This window comes from Alteribacillus iranensis (assembly GCF_900113025.1).
GTDB lineage: Bacteria > Bacillota > Bacilli > Bacillales > Marinococcaceae > Alteribacillus_A > Alteribacillus_A iranensis.
This window is the reverse complement of record NZ_FONT01000014.1, coordinates 1-17,099: the sequence shown is the minus strand read 5'-3', so window position 1 is coordinate 17,099 and position 17,099 is coordinate 1. Positions and strand designations below refer to the sequence as shown.

Sequence of the window (17,099 nt, the reverse complement as noted above, 5' to 3'; positions counted from 1 at the left end):
AAATGCTGTCTACTTCTCTCAGCCAATCCCGTTCTTTCTTGAGCTGTGTCAACTGAGCGGAACAGGTGTTATAGGTGAGACCTTTTCCGGTTGCTTTGTATGTATTATTCCATTTCTCTAAAAAATGGTTAAAGACAAAGCGGCTGCAGCCGATCGTTTTAGCGATGAGAGTTTCTTGTGCTTTGTCGGGATAGAGGCGGAATCGATAGGCTTTGTGAATGACCACAGCTTCACCTCCCGCAAGGGGAACTTTTGTTCTTATTATACTTCATTCCCCACAAGAAAGGAAGCTTTCCATGAGGTACAATGGAAAGTGTGCCACTTACAGGCGATTCATCTCCCACTTTACACTTCGTGGGAAGTGGAAGTCTTCTCGCCTAAAAAGATAAACTTGTCTATGTGATTGTCCTTATTATACCAAGAAACAACAAAATAACAACGGAGAAAAACCACCTGGAAAAGCATATCCAAGTGGTTGTTTGTTGCATACATATCGTCTTGCCGGGGGAGATTTACGCCTTGTTTATCTTAGTTTTTCGACTAACTCATCCATTCGGGTGACGACGAGGTCAGGCTTTACTCCCAGTTCGTCAAATTGGAGCTGAAATCGATTAATCCAGCACACTTGGTAACCGAATGTTTTGGCGCCGGCCGCATCCCACGAATTGGAAGTAACGAACAAGGTTTCTTCCTTCGGGATACGTAATGTGGAGGGGCCTAACTGGTAGACGCCCATAAACGGCTTATATGTTTTCAGTTCATCCACACTGATAAGATGGGAAAAACAATGGGACAAGCCAGCATTTTCCACAAGGGTATGAAGCATGTCCGGAGACCCGTTTGAAAGAATAGCAAGATTTTTATTTTTCCATTCATTCAAAGCATCAGGAACTTCAGGATAAGGGTTTAAGTGTAAATATTCCTGAAGAAGAGCGGCCTGGGTGTCTTCGGATGCCTCGATTTGTAACTCTTTTAATACAAACGTCAGCGCGTCCCGCGTGACGCTCCAAAAATCTTCATAACGCCCCATTACTGCACGGAGCCATGAATATTCCAATTGTTTTACTCGCCATCTGTCACTGATTTGTCTGCCTTTGCCGGGGAAGAGCTCCTCGCATTTTTCTACTACGGTATGTACATCAAACAGAGTGCCATATGCATCAAACACAATGGCTTTGGTGGTCATAAGCAATCATCCTTTCTTTATTTCTCTATTAGTGTAACAAGGAAAAGCTGGGAAAGAACAGGAAGAGCCCTTTTCGATTTTCGTACCCTCCGTTTCAAGTGCCATTAGCAGGATGGCGATGTCACCCGTCCTCGAGCGGCAAGTCTTTCTAAGGTAGCCGCCCGAGAAGAGGGTGCTTGCGCTATTCTTTAGAGGTAAAATATAACATTCATAGAGTGCTGTCTAGCTTCAGGCGCCTTGCGCTTTTCTTATTCACAGCCGATGCCGTCGCCGTCTCGATCGAGGTGGCTGGCATAGCCGGGGTCTCCGCGGTGGATAGGATCAGCATTAGCTTCACGTACGGCCGTACAATTTTCGTAATGAATAGTGTCGCTTGAGCTGTCGTTTGTTGAAGAAGAAGAGGCGGGAGTGCTTCCGGAAGAGCCACTGCTAGGAGAGCTCGAGCTTTGACTGGTACCGAATCCATCGTCTTGCACATAGCCATCGATACTCCAGATTCCTCTCTCCGCTTCTCTCGCGTTCTCCTCCAGCGCTTGCAAAGTCTCTTGGTGCGTATAAGGCGGATCATATTCATACGCATAACGCGCAAGTCCTTCTTCAATCAACATCCCGTTAAACAATTCACCATCTACCCAAATGTAAGCAAGCAACCGGTCATATTTATCCCGTTTCGGTCCATCATATTCAATCGCGACTTCTTCCCCAGACAAGGTCTCTTCCGCAAAATCAGTCGCTTCCGGTCCAAATGGCTGAATAGGAAGGGAAGGATGGTTGGTTTCCGGTGTATCTACTAGCAGCAACCGAATGCTTTCTTCGGTGCCGTTGATGTTGACTTTAACTGTATCACCATCCACCACATCGGTAATTGTCGCCACCTCGTCTTTTACGACGTCAGGATCCGACGCTTCATCGCTTGAATCGGGGTCGTTGTCCCCTGTCTGATCGGGGGTATTTTCGTCTGGTTCCTCGGTTTCTTCTTCAGGGGTGTCTTCTTCTGAGTCAGGAACCGATTCCTTCTCTTCATCTTTTGAGTCCCCGGTGTCTTCTTGTTCTTCTCTTTCGTCCGTCGGAGCCTGTTCGTTCGATTCATCCTCGGTCACATCCCTATCCTCTGTACCGGTCGCCAAACTAATAACGAGAAATATTATACCAATCGATAGAATAATAGACGGTTTCTTGAGGGATGTTCCTTCCTTACGATACTCCTGGAACTGAGAGAGTCCCCATAATGTTATCGCCAGTCCGATTGTAAAAAGAGGGAAAGTAAACAAAAGAACGAGCAAAACGAGAACTCCAATAACACTTAAACAACCTTTCAACGTACATTCAACTCCTTGGTGTGTGGATAAAGAACCTGCCGTCGACGTCATCTTCCTTTCCTAGTATAATAACCTTGTAAAATAAAGGAAAGACAAAGCAAGCAATAAAGTGATAAATTTCTAGTAATTCCCAAAGAAAAAAACCTCGTTAAAATACTGCGAGGTCCAAGGAAGGCCAAGGGCAATAACGAGAACAAATCATGTCGGTCTGTCCATAGTTTATTCGTTGAAAACGAAGAAAGGAAGGCCCGCTCCTATACAGAAGAAAGGATGGAGAAAATGAAACCATACATAGGGACGTTCTATGAGACAACGATCGGTATAGGCTTCGGTTTGAACGATTTTTTCTTTATTCCCCCAAGAAGTGTTTTGCGTGATAACGAATCCTAAGGCATTTACCCAATGGTACCCGTTTGCGACAGGGAAGTGGAGCAAAGACAAGGGAAGAGAGAAAAAACACGACGGCTATTTTTCCACCATACGACAAAAAAGTCAGCTGTGTGCACACAACTGACGAAGGAACAAATCTATTTTTCTACCACTCGAAAGACTGCTTCCACTTTCTTCGACTCCTCATCCGCACGAACTTGCTTCACAATCTTGTACCAGCCAGGGGACATGCGATCACCAAAGAGCTGTAAGTCAACAGACGTGCGATACGTCTCTCCGGGAGGGAGGGTAATAATTTGTTGGGTGAACATCAAGTCATCCGTAAGCGACGTCGGGTACCACGTTCCATCCTTAAATACTTCGATCACATAAGGAGTTCCAAAGAAAACATCATCCGATGACCCATTTCTCAACGACAGGTCCACTGTCTCATCCAACGAATAAACCGTCTGATCCGCCTTGAAAGAAACCCCTTCCAAACCAGTTTGAGACGCCGCCTCATGACTAGCTCCAGAAACAGGAGCAGCAAACGCCGTCAATAAAAGAATCCCAATCGCCACAGGAACGAGCGTTTTCCACATATTTCATACCACCTCCTTTTACCACGTATCGTAGGACTTATCGTCACGTATGTAAATACCACCAAAGTAGAGTATCTCATTCTTCAGAAAAATAGGAATTTCTTCCTTGTGTTATTATGCGATGTCACAGGAGACAGATAACTTGATTAATGATCAGATGACAAAATTGTTGTTAGGATTGTAATAACACGCAATCATTATATAGGGAGGATGGCATAAAGGTTTCAGAGAGTGTTTGCGCCTCTAGAGATGGCCTCTATAGTTCTATTCAGTCTTTTGTTCCCAAAAATCAAAGATACTATAATTATTTATGGTTAAATAGTTTACAGTATCTCAAATCTATCTATAGGATTAATAGGGAGAACGACAATCCCTGTAAGTAGTGGACTTTGAAAAGTTTGTTAAACCAATAATTGCAGGGTGAATAAGGTTTGTCTTCCGTGTATGTAAAATTATTCTAGTTAATAATATTACATGTTAAATGTACAAGGAGGTATATTAGATTCATGTCTTGTCCGTTCTGTCATCTTGCTTTAGATAAAATCCTTGAAGAAAATGAAGAAGCGTTTGCTTTTTATGATCTGTATCCGGTTCAAAAAGGGCATACGCTTATTGTTCCGAAGCGGCATATTATTACCTATTTTGAAGCAACGGAAACGGAGATCCTTTCTATTCACCGTCTTTTGACTTCTCGAAAGAAAGTACTGGATAAAGAGCTGCAGCCAGATGGCTATAATATTGGGGTAAATGTAGGGGAGGCTGGAGGTCAAACGGTGCCACATCTTCATGTTCACTTGATTCCCAGGTATAATGGAGATATCGAGGATCCGAGAGGGGGTATCCGGAAAGCGATACCTAATTTAGTCTCTTATCCCTAAGGAAAGGATAACGATGAGTGAATCTATTAAGTTAATAACGAGTCAGCTGTATCAAGAGCTTCAGCCCCGGTTAGCTCGGGCTTCTTCTATTTACATACTTAGTTCATTTATTATGCGGTCTGGCGTCAAGCTGTTGCATCATACCTTATCAGAAGCTGCCGAGAGGGGAGCGGATGTGAAAGTGCTGGGTGGAGATTATCTCTATGTCACCCAACCTGACGCTCTTCGTGATTTATTATGTGTCCATCCAAATATGGAAGTACGCTTAAAACAAAGCGCTGGAATATCTTTTCATCCGAAGGCTCTTCTTTTAAAAGAAGACCAGGAGGGACAGCTAATTGTTGGCTCGTCCAATCTTTCCCGTTCGGCTTGGACAGAAGGAACGGAATGGAATCTCGCGGTAGAGCGTGAGGCTGCCGTAACTTTACATACAGAAGCTATTGAGGAATTTATGAGGCTCTTCTATGCTTCGGATACGATACCCGTAAATAAGGAAACTATTAAAATCTATGAGGAAGAATATACGGCTTTTCACCGAGACCATCCCAGTCTCGCAGCATCATGGTCCCAGGTAGAGGAAACTGGGTTAATGCTGCCGCTAAGAGAGACAGAATTTACATATGTAAAGGAAGAGACAAGAGCCTACTCTGATAAAAAAATAACTCCTCGCTTTGCCCAGTCCGAAGCATTGGAGTCATTAGAAGAGATGAAGCAAGAGGGCTATCGAAAAGCGATGGTAGTCATGGCAACCGGGCTTGGTAAGACATATTTGGCAGCGTTTTTTGCAAAAAACTTTAAGAACATCTTGTTTGTCGCACACAGAGAAGAGATTCTTAACCAAGCGGCATCTTCCTTTCAACAGGTGCATCCTAACCGAACGACCGGTATGTTTTATGCGCAAAAGAAAGAGCCAGAAGCAGACTCTGTTTTTGCTTCCGTGTTTACGTTAAGCATGAAAGAGAATTTGGAACAGTTTTCTCCCGCGCAGTTTGATTTAATTATTATGGATGAGTTTCATCATGCGGCGGCTGCCACTTATCAAAAAGTGCTGGAATATTTTGAACCTAAGTTTTTGCTTGGTATCACTGCCACCCCTCATCGTATGGATAACAAAGATGTATATGCGATTTGTGATGGGAACGTCGCATACGAGATGGACTTTTTAACCGCCATCCGAAGAGGCTGGCTCTCTCCGTTTGTTTACCATGGGGTATATGATGATACCGATTATTCTTCGTTACGATGGATAGGAAATCATTATGACCCTGACCAGCTCGCTCAATTGCAGCTTCGAGAAGATCATGCGAAGCATATATTTAAAACGTGGAATACACATCGCCAGTCGAGAACTCTTTGTTTCTGTTCGTCAATTAGACAAGCTGAGTTTTTGCTGTCTTATTTTCAAAAGCAGGGCATCAAGAAAGCGGCTGCCGTGCATTCTCAGTCGATAGTTGGGCGTAAGGAAGCAGTGGAAGCTCTCAGCAGGGGTGACCTAGAGATAATATTTACTGTCGACCTTTTTAATGAGGGGGTAGATATTCCAGCGGTTGATACACTGTTGTTTGTCCGTCCGACGGAGTCTCTCACGATATTTACTCAGCAAATTGGTCGCGGCCTCCGATTAGCCGAAGGAAAAGAGTATTGTACGATTATTGACCTCATTGGGAATTATCGCAATGCCGATGTGAAACTATCTCTTTTTGACACGGAAGGGAGAGATATGACGAAGCCTGGACATTACCCTGCTATCCCGGAAGTATGTGACTTACACCTAGACACGAAAGTGATTGATCTTCTTGATGTGATGAGACGGAAGCGGAGTCCGAGGAAAGACCAACTCCGTTATGAATACTTTTTACTAAAACAAGAATTAGGAAGGCGTCCTTCTTACTTGGAAGCTGTCATGCAAACGAGTGTAGGGGAGACGGAGTATAAGAGAACATACGGTGGCTATTATGGTTTTCTTCATAGTGTCGATGAGCTGGACGACCATGAGGAAGAAGTCTATCTGTCGAATAAATCCCTTTTAGAAGAAGTGGAGAAGACAGGAATGACGAAAGCCTATAAAATGGTACTCTTTGATATCATGTTGGCTCGCGGTGAAAAAGATATGCTTGCCCCTATCCGGCCAGAAGAGGCAGCAAAAGCATTTCATCACTTTTATATGGAAAAAGAATTTCGTCGTAATATAGATTTTAGTGACCGAGCGACGAAACAACTTTGGATTTACGATGAGAAGCGAACGGCAGACCTTATCGCCAGGATGCCGATGACCAAATGGGCTGGAAGCAGCAAAGGGATGTTCCAGTTTGATGGAGAGTTTTTTTCTCCAAATATAGAAGTGAAGGCTAAGCACTCAGCTGCGCTGCACAACATGTTAAAGGAAATCGTCGATTATCGATTAACGATGTATTTCCGTCGAAAACGTAAAAAAGAGGAGACATCAACATGACCGTTCATAACAAACTCGTTCGTGATAAAATACCCGAGATTATAGAACGTGCTGGGAAAAAATATACCGCTACAAAATTAAATGAAGAAGAGTTTGCGAGAGAATTACGGAAAAAACTGGAGGAAGAGGTTTCGGAATACATGGAGGCAGAAAAGGATCAGGACGCCTTAGAGGAGCTGGCTGACATCAGTGAGCTCCTACATGCTCTTGCCCAAGTCCACGGAGGAAGGATGGAAGATGTAGAAGACATACGGAAGGAGAAAGCGGAGAAACGTGGCGGCTTTGAGAGAAGAATTTTCCTGCAAGAAGTACAGGAATAGAAAATATTTATTAACGTCGTTTACTCACATAATAAAAATGGGAAGTTGTGGAATAAAGAGATCTTTGAGACGCCACTGAATTTAGGAGGTTTTTTTCAGCATGTCGAAGTACCAAGTGAATAACACCACGGTAAATGCTCTTCTTAGCTGGATAGAAGAAGACATTGTAGCTATTCCAGAGATACAAAGACCTTTTGTATGGAAAGCAGCTAAAGTAAGAGATTTATTGGATTCCTTATATAATGGCTATCCGGTAGGATACATTATTACTTGGCAGAATCCAGACGCAAAATTGAAAGATGGAACTGTTTCTCATGGAAAAAGAATTCTTATTGATGGCCAGCAACGGGTTACTGCACTCATGGCGGCAATTGCAGGTAAAGAAGTGGTAATGAATGATTATAGTAAGAAAAGAATCAAAATCGCATTTAACCCAATTGAAGGAAAGTTTGAAGTATATAACTCAGCAATAGGAAAAGATCAAAAATGGATATCTGATATCTCTGACATATTTCGACAGGGCTTTAGTATGTTTAAATTTGTCATGGATTACTGTGAAAAAAACTCAGAGATCACTCAAGATCAACTTAATAATATTTTGCAGCGAGTATTAAACATACGACATAGTTCTTTAGGAATAGTGGAATTGGCACACACCCTTGATATTGAAGAAGTTACAAAAATATTTATCCGAATCAATTCTACCGGGGTTAATTTGAGCCAAGCGGATTTTGCGATGTCAAAAGTGTCAGTGAATGATGTATATGACGGGCCTCTTATTAGAAAAACGGTGGATTATTTTTGTCATTTGATCAAGAGTCCTTCTATTTATGAAAACCTAAAAGAAAACGATAAAGAATTTACCGAAACAGAGGAGTTTAAGAAAATACAGTGGGTGAAAGATTATAATACCAATATATATGAACCAAGTTACTCCGATCTGCTGAGAGTTTCTTTTACATTTAAATTTTTAAGAGGTAGGCTTTCAAACTTGGTCAGCTTATTGTCTGGGCGAGATTTTGAAACGAGGGAATATAAAGAGGATATTATTAAAGACTCATTTGAACAGTTGCATGATGGGGTTTTAAAGTTTGTGAATGAGACAAACTTTAAACGATTTATAATGATATTGAAATCTGCTGGTATTATTCATGCTAAGCTCATTCGCTCACAAAATGCCTTAAATTTTGCTTATACGTTGTACCTCTTGTTACGTGAAAAAGGGGTGCATGACGCTATGATTAATAGAGTCGTAAGAAAATGGCTGGTGACTTCCATTTTAACCGAGAGATATTCCAGCTCACCAGAAACGATGTTTGATTTTGATATTAAGCGATTTGATAGGCATAGCAATCCATTAGAATATGTTAAACAGGTGGAAGATGGAGAGTTATCAGAAGCCTATTGGAATAATATCTTACCAAATAATCTTAATACCTCGGTCTCTAGTAGCCCATATTTTAATCTATATATTATGTCCCAAATTTACGATAAAGACTATGCGTTTTTATCACGATCTATTACGGTTCAGCAGTTGATTGAAGAACGGGGAGACGTCCACCACGTGTTCCCGAAAAAGTATTTACAAGCGAATGGTTATAATAACATGAGACGCTATAATCAAATAGCCAATTACGCATATACAGAACAATCAGTAAACCTGGCGATTAGAGATCAAGCCCCCAATGTATATCTCAAGAAAATAAAAGAACAAATAGAGAATGGTAAATTGCAAATCGGTGAAATTGTGTCTATAGACGAATTGATTGATAACTTCGAAATGAACTGTATCCCTCCTTCCTTGTTTGACCTGGACGCTAACCATTACGAAGATTTTCTAGTGGAACGCAGACAGCTCATGGTTAACAAAATTAGAAGATATTACGAGAGTTTGTAGGAATGGAAACCCTCTTTTGTTATTAAGTGATAGGCAAAGAAAACTTTCACCTACTTGCAAACGTGCTACGTCTTCTACCAAAGTGGAGCAGAAGATATTACTCACACACTATGGTTGCAAAACGTAGAGGATTAAATCTGTAAGCAGTGAGTTGGATTGAGAATGGGAGGTAAGCCTCTATCCAATTATAAAAGTTCACCCCTGTCCGTGTTGGCAGGGGGTTTTTTCTTTGTTCGTTACCTAGGAAATTGTGATGAAAATATTTCCCGCTTTTTGCTTAATATTTTCTTAATATTCGGTAATACATAGCTTCTTCGAGAATACACTCTTTTTATGGAGAGGGGGTGTTGGGGTGAAACTGGGGGTATGTTTTTTTAAAGTCGCGTCTCTTTATTTGCTGCTTGGCCTTGTGATGGGGATTGGAATGGAAATCGCACAGGACCATAGTCTGTCGGGAGTCCATGCGCATATTAACCTTGTCGGCTGGGCGTCGATGGCTCTTTTCGGATTAGTTTATGTGTTATTCCCGAAAGCAGGTGAGAGCGCCTTAGCAAAGATTCATTTCTGGCTGTACAATTTGTCCTTGCCGCTGTTCATGATAGGGCTGGCTTTTGTGCTGATGGGAGATCCATCGTTAATGATTCTCCTGCAAATCTTCCCGAATCTGCTTGTGTTAAGTGTTCTTTTATTTGTGGTGAACGTATTTATGAATGTAAACACAGAGGATGTGCGCGCTTTTTTTCAAAATAACACCAATACATCCCGTTAAGAAAAGAGGCAGTGGATTCCTAAAGGGGTCTCTGCCTGTTTTTCGCTTCTTCTTAGTAGGCTAAATATTTATTCCAATCCTTACATACGTCACTGTCGGTAAGGTGGTTCTAATAGGTTTGTTTGAGAAAAAGGTAACATATGAGAAAAATAAAAAGGAGAGGGGGAGAGGAGAATTTATGCTCTCTTTTTGAGGTTGTAGATGTCGCGTTCATGGGTGGCGATTTTTTGGTCAAAGTACTCCAGATCCTCTTTTGTTGGCAATTCGTCAAGCCGCGCCATTATCTCTTCATGCCACTCCGTCAAATGCCTTGTCTGTTCATAAACCATTTGTTGTTTTGCTTCTAGCTTGTCTAGACGTTCATCGAGCTTCTCATAGCGTCGATAGGTTTCAGATTCAAGCTCCTGTAACCGCGTGTCCACCTGATCAAAGCGTTGATAGGTTTCAGATTCAAGCTCCTGTAACCGCGTGTCCACCTGGTCAAAGCGTTGATAGGTTTGGGATTCAAGCTCCTGTAACCGCGTGTCCACCTGATCAAAGCGTTGATAGGTTTGGGATTCAAGCTCCTGTAAACGTGTGTCCACCTGATCAAAGCGCTGGTCAAACTCATGGAAACGAGCGTCAATCTGATCAAAGCGAAAACGGGACTCCGTTTCAAATTCAAGGAAACGCGTCTCAAGCTTGTCTAAACGTAACTCAAATGTGTCCATCTTTGTCTCGAACATATCCAAGCGTTCGTTCGTTTTCGTTTGTTCATGTTTCACTCCTTTTACTTCGGTGAGAATGAGTTCTAACATGTGCTCACTATTCATCGTATCCTTTTCCTTTCTGAATGAAATAGATAGAGAAAGCGTGACATGCTTTCATTATATCTAGTCCTCATCTAAAAAGATAGAGATGGATAAGTTTTTAGAAAAAACGCTTGCGTGCACTCCCGCAGAATACGTTTCATGCAATATGATTGTTTCATAGTTGCAATAAATCATATAATGAAGTGGTGTATGATTTTTAGAAATTGAAACGAGTGTGATGGATATGAGAGTCATTCATCCGGCTTCGGCGGCGATCATTATGGCTTTCGGGATCTTTCTTTACGCTGCGGTCGAAGCTTTTCCTTTTCTTGATATTGTTCTGGGCGGGGCGCTGACGATTGTTCTCGTTATTGGAAGTATCGTTGTTTACTTACTCTTGACTCGGCAATGTTTCCATAGAGATTTTCTTTTGCCGATTCTTCGTCAACCTGTTCAATTTTTCACGTTGGGGACATGGATAGCCGGCGTATCAGTATTATGTAATGTTCTCGTCAAATATTTCCCGGCTAACAGTATGGCTGTTCAAGTGATAGCGGGCGTGAATACATTTTTTTGGATACTGTTCTTCCTTTGTTGTCTGTACCAATTCAAGCAATTACTGCGCTTCCCTGCCAAGTATCCTGTTCATGGGGTGATATTGCTGTCTACCGTGTCGACACAATCAATTGTTATCGTATGGACAGAGAGTTATCCTTTTCTTTCCCGTACATTGATGCTCATCGTGTTGGGAATAGGAATTATTTTCTATATTTTCGGGATATGTCTTCTCGGAATGCGATACAAGCGGCGGAATCAGTGGTCGTTGGTAGAAGAATGGACGAATACGAACTGTATTATCCACGGAGCTTTATCTATTACTGGCCTGGCTCTGGTTCCCTTACAGTTTCTATCTGCTGACGCTATGACGATGTTTTGGCTCATTGTGTTTTCGCTTCTTTTAATAGTGGAAGGGATGGAGGTGACACGCGCCGTCTTGAGAGTGCGGAGGCTTGGCTGGAAGAAAGGAATTTTTACATATAACGTAAGTCAGTGGTCGCGTAATTTCACATTTGGGATGTTCTACGCTTTTACGATGATGATGCATGAAAGCTCTCACTATCCTAGTGTGTTGTATGACTTTCAGGCAAGCTTCTTGACCGTATGGGCATGGGTGGTCCTCGCCGTTCTCCTTGCTGAAATAGGTATTTGGGGAGTGGCCGTAAAAGAACAGCTCCGCAGTCCCTCTTCCCTCGTATCATAGAAGACCCACTCCAACCAATCATGGGAGGAGTGGGAATCAATAATAGTTCGTTACTTATCTTCTCTCAGCAAGTATTCATTGCCATCTTGGTCGTAAAATGTGAACATCATACCAAACGGCATCTTCAGTAATTCTTCTACTTTCACACCGTTTTGCTTCATTTTTTCGTGAGCTGATTCAATGTCATCGGTACTGAACAGGATCGACGGATGGGCTACTTTTTCAGGCTGCTCTTGTTCCATTAAGGATTTGGAATACAGCACTAAGGTCGTAAACGCTTCATCGCTTGGACCGACTTCGATCCAGAAGGCATCTGATCCCATAGGCTATTCCAGCTTTAAGACAAACCCCAGTTTGTTCAACCAAAACTCTTTCGCTTTTTCTTGATCTTGAACATAGACTGTTACTTTTCCTACTTTATTAATCATGTGAATCCGTCCTTTCTTTACTAGCAATTGATTAGACGTATCGTTTCCCACACAAGAAACAGTGTATACTACAAAGAACCGTTCTAAAACATAGTGAAAGAGGTGGAGGATCAGTGAGTGACATCGATCCATATATGGAAGAAGTAGACCCTAAATGGAAAGAAGCATTCGTCAAGCTGAAAAAGGTGATAGATGACCATATTCCAAACGGATTTGAAGAGAACTTTCAAAACGGCATGCCCACTTATATCGTTCCATTGTCCACGTATCCGGAAGGGTATCTTGGAAAAAAAGATACACCGCTGCCCTTTATCAGCATCGCGGCGCAAAAGAGACATATTGCCCTCTATCATTTAGGGCTCTATGCTGAGCCAGAACTCCTGGAGTGGTTCCAAGAGGAATACCCCAACCACATGACGACCAAGTTGAATATGGGCAAAAGCTGTATTCGTTTTACCAACTCGAACAATATCCCATTTTCCCTCCTTGGCCAACTAGTGTCGAAAATGACAGTGAATGATTGGATTGCCTTGTATGAGGGGCAGAAAAAGTAATACATGAATTAGAGAAGATGAGAAAGGGTAGTATCCTCTTTTACTCTGTACTCTTTTCTTCAAATGGAGCGCTGTGTTGATGGGATAAGACTTGGAATGAGAAAGGAGAATAACCATGGCGTACGTATTACAAGTTAATTTTAAAATGGACGGACCCTTTGGAGAGGATATGGCTGCATCGTTTGCCGAGTTAGCCGAAAGCATCAATCAAGAGGAAGGCTTTCTGTGGAAGATTTGGATAGAGGATCCCGATACGAAAGAAACAGGGGGCATTTATCTATTTGAAACGAAAGAGGCAGCACAGGCTTATCAAGAAATGCATACGAAACGATTAGCCAGCTTCGGAATAGAAGAGATCGATGCAAAAATCTTCTCCATCAATTCCACACTCACAGAAATAAATAAAGGACCTGTCACATCCTTTACTCAGAATGATAAGGAGTAGCTTCAATTGCTGCTCCTTATTTTTCATTTCTAACGTGGTCCTGACCTTTCCGCCGCTTACATTTCTGATGTGAAAGCACGTGCTTACAGTGCTTCTGTTCATTGAACGTCCTTATCCTTCAGAATTCTTCTTGTTATTTTCAATAGTACCACTCTATATTACTATAGAGAGAGTGATTCAACAGGGGGAGACGTAATATGAAGATTTTGTTTATGATACTCAGTCTGATTGGCGGGGCGGCGTTGGCGTTCCAGGCCGGAGTCAATGGAGAGATTGGGAAGAGAATAGGAACGATCGAAGCTTCATTTCTTGCGTATGCGATGGGAACTGTTGCGTTATTTCTATTTTCCTTAACGCTCGGAAAAGGGGATATGTCACAAGTATGGTCACTGCCAAAATGGCAAATGTTTATTGGAGTGTTAGGGGCCTCGTATATTTTTATTATGGTACTTTCCGTTCCGCAAATCGGCGCAGGAACGGCTTTCGTCGCGGCCATTCTCGGACAAGTCATCATTGGCATGGTGCTTGATCATTTTGGATTGTTCGGTGCCAAACTCATCCCAATCAGCATGGAACGGATCGTAGGGGTCATTTTAATGGGGATTTCTTTGTTTTTGTTTTATAAATAAAAGAGAACAAAGGAAATATAGTGTCATGTAATAGGCTTAGTAGATAGCGTTATCTTCTAAGTCTATTGATTTTTGGGTGCATTTTTCTTTGAATTGTCACTTCTTTTCGTCTTTTCTTCATCGTTTTTTCATATTGTTTTTCTAAAATAATAGAAGCCTGCTCCTCTCAGACCGCTCCTGGCACTATGTCTATAATATTTCTATCAAGGTGCGGAATGGGGAGGGAATAATGTGGAAGAATTCATGACAAGAGGTGAAAAGAAATATGTCTAAAAAGAGAAAACGACTGTACTTTCGGATATCTATCCTCAGTGTCATTGGTGTATTGCTTGGGTATGTGTTTTATACTAATTTTATCAATAAGGATGAGACGCTCGTGGTGGAAGGGGACGTTGCGCCTAACTTTCAACTGACATCTATGAACGGGGAAACGATTGAATTAGATGATTACCGAGGCCAAGGTGTGTTTCTGAACTTTTGGGGTACCTATTGTCCGCCTTGTGAATATGAAATGCCTTACATGCAGAATCAATATCAGGAATATAAAGACAAAGGAGTCGAGATTCTTGCGGTGAATGTTGGGGAAGCACAGTTAGCAGTGGAGCGTTTTGTCAACCGCCACCAATTAACGTTTCCGATCCCGATGGATGAGAACAAAACTGTATTGGATCGTTACGGGATTAATCCTTTGCCAACTACCTTTCTTATTAACAGTGACGGAGAAGTGATTGATATTATTACTGGAGGCATGACAGAAGAAGATATACAGGGGTATATGGAACGAATCCGGCCTTCTTAAACATACATATGGAGGAATGAAAAATGAATGAAGTAACGATTTGGCTGGCGTTAGGAGCAGGAGCAATTTCTTTTTTGTCTCCCTGTGTGTTCCCTTTAGTTCCAGCTTACTTGGTTCAGTTAACGGGTACCACGGTGTCTCAAAGTGAAATAAATGCGGATCAGCGTTTGATTCTTTTGAGAAGTCTTGGGTTTATTTTAGGATTTACTATTATTTTTATGCTTCTTGGCGCATCGTCGACTTTTCTCGGACAACTGTTTAGTCAATATAACAACTTGGTGGCTCAAGTTGGCGGTATTATTATCGTGCTGTTTGGCCTGCAGATGGCAGGGGTAGTGTCCATTCGCAGCCTAATGTCAGAGAAAAAGGTAGCTTCCAAACCTACGAAAGCGAACAGTTTTGGAGGATCTGTGATGTTTGGATTGCTGTTTGCAGCGGGATGGTCCCCTTGTGTGGGCTTAGTATTAGGCTCTATATTAGCGCTCGCAAGTCAGAGTGACACGATGCTATCAGGGATGGCGATGCTTTTTATTTACTCTATTGGAATGGGGATTCCGTTTTTGTTAGTCGCTATTTTTTACTCCAAATCTCTACATAAGTTAAGGCGTTTTCATAAGCTGATGCCCCGGATTCAGAAAGCCGGCGGTGTTGTTATGATAATCATGGGCGTCATGCTTTTCTTCGGTTATTTTCAGATGCTCTCCAGTTATCTCGCTCAATTTGTCCCGTTTAGTATTTGAATACAGTAGGATGGGAACAAAGAAAAGACAGAAAGGGAGGTCTCACACGATCTTCCTTTTTGAGCGTTCCTATGATAATTTTCCTTACAAACTCTGTTCATAAACAACCTCAGAGAAACCTACATCCTTATTTGTTCGATATTCCGTTGAACGATTGTAAGACGTCCACAAGACCGAGAGGAGTTTGCTGGTTAATGAATAGTAAATGTGCGGATGGAAGAATCTCTTGTCTGTAAAGATGGGAGATTCTTTGTATTTCGCTTAAAAGAGGTGGTAACATAGGGATTCTCTATCTTCGTGTGTACCAATAATTTTACTAATAATAGAATTTCTCTCTTAATAATCCTTATAAAGGAAATGAAATTGAAATCTATTGTAAATATATGGATGGGGAAAATGTCGATTCTTTTCCGGTTATCTATGGAATTATACCAATTTTTGTATCAATTATTTTTGTAATTGAAATAGCCAAAATAAACTGATCTTTTTCAACGACGTTAAAAGAGAATGACTTTACTGAAATCTTCATTGTAGAAAAGCCAATCGTCGGTAGAATGGGACACGGATTAAGACATCCAAATTTTCCAGATAACTGAAGGAGGAGAAAACAGAACATGAACAAAAAGATTGTAAGACTCACTGCTCCAAGTATGCTTGCATTAGGAATGGCGTTTACAGCTGGACAAGCGGATGCTGCTCCCCCAGATCATGCACAAGCCAAAGCTTCCCAGGAAGCCACAGTGAACATAACGGAAGAGGCGTCTGAAAAAGAAGCTCACCATTTAGGCAAAGTGGAGAAGAAAGTCAACAAAGTAGAAGAAAAATTGGATAAAGTTCGTTCCGTTGTATCCTCGGCAGGGTCATTAGAAGAGGGAGACATCAACAGCAATGAAGGAAAGCTGAATGCTCTCTCCAATCAATTAGATGCTGCTAGTAATCAGTTGGATGGTCTTACGAATAATCAACTTAATCCAGAGGCTCCCGAAGTAATCAAAGTGGAGCAACGTATTGAAGAAGTGAAAGTTTCTGTGGTAGAAGTAGAAAATGAGCTTATCTCTATAAAAGACGAGGAGAACGACGACGAAGCTCCAGAAAATGACATGGGAGACGACACACCAGAAGATGGTGAACAGGCTCCAGAGGATGGAGCAGAAGAGGATGCTCCTGAGGAAGACGAAGACGACCAAACCCCAGGAGATGAAGTAGAAGAAGATGCACCTGAAGAAGATGGAACAGACGAGGAAGCGACAGAAGAAGATGAAACAACAACTCCAGAAGATGGTGATGATTCCCCAGTAGAAAATGACGATCAGACACCAGAAGAGGATACCGGAGCTGAAACACCAGAAGAAGTAGAAGAAGATACACCTGAAGAGGGTGGAGAACAAACGCCAGAGGATGGAACAGACGAGGAAGCGACAGAAGAAGATGAAACAGCAACTCCAGAAGATGGAGATGACCAGTTAGAAAATGGCGACGAGACCCCAGAAGAGGATGCTGGAACAGAAGCGCCAGAAGAGGATGCTGGAACAGAAGCGCCAGAAGAGGATGCCGGAGTTGAAGCGCCAGAAGAGGATGCCGGAGTTGAAGCACCAGAAGAGGATGCCGGAGTTGAAGCACCAGAAGAGGATGCCGGAGTTGAAGCACCAGAAGAGGATGC

At 42.1% G+C, this 17,099-nt stretch carries 18 protein-coding genes; 12 read left to right on the top strand and 6 right to left on the bottom strand.

The window, feature by feature from the left end; genetic code table 11:
- The 4 genes from BM095_RS16095 to BM095_RS16080 form a co-directional block, all read right to left on the bottom strand.
- Positions 1-226: helix-turn-helix domain-containing protein (locus BM095_RS16095; RefSeq protein ID WP_177194854.1), on the bottom strand; the 226-nt coding region annotated here is incomplete at its 3' end.
- A gap of 297 nt (positions 227-523) precedes the next feature.
- Positions 524-1,186, bottom strand: a complete 663-nt coding sequence (locus BM095_RS16090) for a haloacid dehalogenase type II (protein ID WP_177194853.1) — start codon at positions 1,184-1,186, stop codon at positions 524-526.
- Positions 1,187-1,434: 248 nt separating this feature from the next.
- Positions 1,435-2,505 carry a thermonuclease family protein gene (locus tag BM095_RS16085; RefSeq protein ID WP_245757940.1) on the bottom strand — a complete coding sequence of 357 codons (1,071 nt, stop codon included), beginning with the start codon at positions 2,503-2,505 and terminating at the stop codon, positions 1,435-1,437.
- A gap of 527 nt (positions 2,506-3,032) precedes the next feature.
- A complete protein-coding gene (locus tag BM095_RS16080; RefSeq protein ID WP_091664273.1) occupies positions 3,033-3,476 on the bottom strand; it encodes an immunoglobulin-like domain-containing protein in 444 nt (147 codons plus the stop codon).
- Between the two features lie 506 nt (positions 3,477-3,982).
- On the opposite strand from BM095_RS16080, the gene BM095_RS16075 reads away from it, so the two are divergent.
- From BM095_RS16075 to BM095_RS16055, 5 genes are all read left to right on the top strand, one after another.
- Positions 3,983-4,354: an HIT family protein gene (locus tag BM095_RS16075; RefSeq protein WP_091664270.1), complete on the top strand. Its 372-nt coding sequence runs from the start codon at positions 3,983-3,985 to the stop codon at positions 4,352-4,354.
- 13 nt (positions 4,355-4,367) lie between these two features.
- Positions 4,368-6,806: a DEAD/DEAH box helicase family protein gene (locus BM095_RS16070; protein ID WP_091664267.1), complete on the top strand. Its 2,439-nt coding sequence runs from the start codon at positions 4,368-4,370 to the stop codon at positions 6,804-6,806.
- Entirely contained in the window at positions 6,803-7,126 is a 324-nt protein-coding gene (locus BM095_RS16065) for a nucleoside triphosphate pyrophosphohydrolase (protein ID WP_091664263.1), read from the top strand. The genes BM095_RS16070 and BM095_RS16065 overlap by 4 nt, the downstream gene beginning before the upstream one ends.
- 100 nt (positions 7,127-7,226) lie before the next feature.
- Positions 7,227-9,023, top strand: coding sequence for a GmrSD restriction endonuclease domain-containing protein (locus BM095_RS16060; protein WP_091664260.1), 1,797 nt, complete (start codon positions 7,227-7,229; stop codon positions 9,021-9,023).
- Between the two features lie 352 nt (positions 9,024-9,375).
- Positions 9,376-9,792, top strand: a complete 417-nt coding sequence (locus BM095_RS16055) for a cbb3-type cytochrome c oxidase subunit I (RefSeq protein ID WP_245757939.1) — start codon at positions 9,376-9,378, stop codon at positions 9,790-9,792.
- A 176-nt stretch (positions 9,793-9,968) separates the two neighbouring features.
- Here BM095_RS16055 and BM095_RS16050 read toward each other — a convergent pair whose 3' ends face one another.
- Positions 9,969-10,604, bottom strand: a complete 636-nt coding sequence (locus tag BM095_RS16050) for a hypothetical protein (RefSeq protein WP_091664258.1) — start codon at positions 10,602-10,604, stop codon at positions 9,969-9,971.
- A gap of 223 nt (positions 10,605-10,827) precedes the next feature.
- Here BM095_RS16050 and BM095_RS16045 point away from each other — a divergent pair, with 223 nt between their 5' ends.
- On the top strand, positions 10,828-11,844 hold the full coding sequence (locus tag BM095_RS16045; protein ID WP_143083250.1) for a TDT family transporter: 1,017 nt from the start codon (positions 10,828-10,830) through the stop codon (positions 11,842-11,844).
- Positions 11,845-11,894: 50 nt separating this feature from the next.
- Here BM095_RS16045 and BM095_RS16040 read toward each other — a convergent pair whose 3' ends face one another.
- Positions 11,895-12,167 carry a VOC family protein gene (locus BM095_RS16040; RefSeq protein ID WP_245757938.1) on the bottom strand — a complete coding sequence of 91 codons (273 nt, stop codon included), beginning with the start codon at positions 12,165-12,167 and terminating at the stop codon, positions 11,895-11,897.
- 218 nt (positions 12,168-12,385) lie between these two features.
- On the opposite strand from BM095_RS16040, the gene BM095_RS16035 reads away from it, so the two are divergent.
- The 6 genes from BM095_RS16035 to BM095_RS16010 form a co-directional block, all read left to right on the top strand.
- A complete protein-coding gene (locus BM095_RS16035) occupies positions 12,386-12,826 on the top strand; it encodes a DUF1801 domain-containing protein (RefSeq protein ID WP_322787623.1) in 441 nt (146 codons plus the stop codon).
- A gap of 115 nt (positions 12,827-12,941) precedes the next feature.
- Positions 12,942-13,271, top strand: coding sequence for a monooxygenase (locus BM095_RS16030; protein ID WP_091664253.1), 330 nt, complete (start codon positions 12,942-12,944; stop codon positions 13,269-13,271).
- Between the two features lie 197 nt (positions 13,272-13,468).
- Positions 13,469-13,900, top strand: coding sequence for a DMT family transporter (locus tag BM095_RS16025; RefSeq protein WP_091664251.1), 432 nt, complete (start codon positions 13,469-13,471; stop codon positions 13,898-13,900).
- A gap of 265 nt (positions 13,901-14,165) precedes the next feature.
- Positions 14,166-14,699 carry a thiol-disulfide oxidoreductase ResA gene (gene resA / locus BM095_RS16020; RefSeq protein WP_091664248.1) on the top strand — a complete coding sequence of 178 codons (534 nt, stop codon included), beginning with the start codon at positions 14,166-14,168 and terminating at the stop codon, positions 14,697-14,699.
- A 23-nt stretch (positions 14,700-14,722) separates the two neighbouring features.
- On the top strand, positions 14,723-15,439 hold the full coding sequence (locus tag BM095_RS16015) for a cytochrome c biogenesis CcdA family protein (protein ID WP_091664246.1): 717 nt from the start codon (positions 14,723-14,725) through the stop codon (positions 15,437-15,439).
- Between the two features lie 614 nt (positions 15,440-16,053).
- On the top strand, positions 16,054-17,099 hold a 1,046-nt coding region (locus BM095_RS16010), incomplete at its 3' end, for an ICP22 family protein (RefSeq protein WP_407639183.1).

Coding starts and splice junctions, on each gene's coding strand:
- BM095_RS16065 (WP_091664263.1), top strand. CDS start 6,803: ATGACCGTTCATAACAAACTCGTTCGTGATAAAATACCCGAGATTATA.
- BM095_RS16030 (WP_091664253.1), top strand. CDS start 12,942: ATGGCGTACGTATTACAAGTTAATTTTAAAATGGACGGACCCTTTGGA.
- BM095_RS16060 (WP_091664260.1), top strand. CDS start 7,227: ATGTCGAAGTACCAAGTGAATAACACCACGGTAAATGCTCTTCTTAGC.
- BM095_RS16015 (WP_091664246.1), top strand. CDS start 14,723: ATGAATGAAGTAACGATTTGGCTGGCGTTAGGAGCAGGAGCAATTTCT.
- resA (WP_091664248.1), top strand. CDS start 14,166: ATGTCTAAAAAGAGAAAACGACTGTACTTTCGGATATCTATCCTCAGT.
- BM095_RS16080 (WP_091664273.1), bottom strand. CDS start 3,476: ATGTGGAAAACGCTCGTTCCTGTGGCGATTGGGATTCTTTTATTGACG.
- BM095_RS16025 (WP_091664251.1), top strand. CDS start 13,469: ATGAAGATTTTGTTTATGATACTCAGTCTGATTGGCGGGGCGGCGTTG.
- BM095_RS16045 (WP_143083250.1), top strand. CDS start 10,828: ATGAGAGTCATTCATCCGGCTTCGGCGGCGATCATTATGGCTTTCGGG.
- BM095_RS16040 (WP_245757938.1), bottom strand. CDS start 12,167: ATGGGATCAGATGCCTTCTGGATCGAAGTCGGTCCAAGCGATGAAGCG.
- BM095_RS16090 (WP_177194853.1), bottom strand. CDS start 1,186: ATGACCACCAAAGCCATTGTGTTTGATGCATATGGCACTCTGTTTGAT.
- BM095_RS16075 (WP_091664270.1), top strand. CDS start 3,983: ATGTCTTGTCCGTTCTGTCATCTTGCTTTAGATAAAATCCTTGAAGAA.
- BM095_RS16050 (WP_091664258.1), bottom strand. CDS start 10,604: ATGAATAGTGAGCACATGTTAGAACTCATTCTCACCGAAGTAAAAGGA.
- BM095_RS16070 (WP_091664267.1), top strand. CDS start 4,368: ATGAGTGAATCTATTAAGTTAATAACGAGTCAGCTGTATCAAGAGCTT.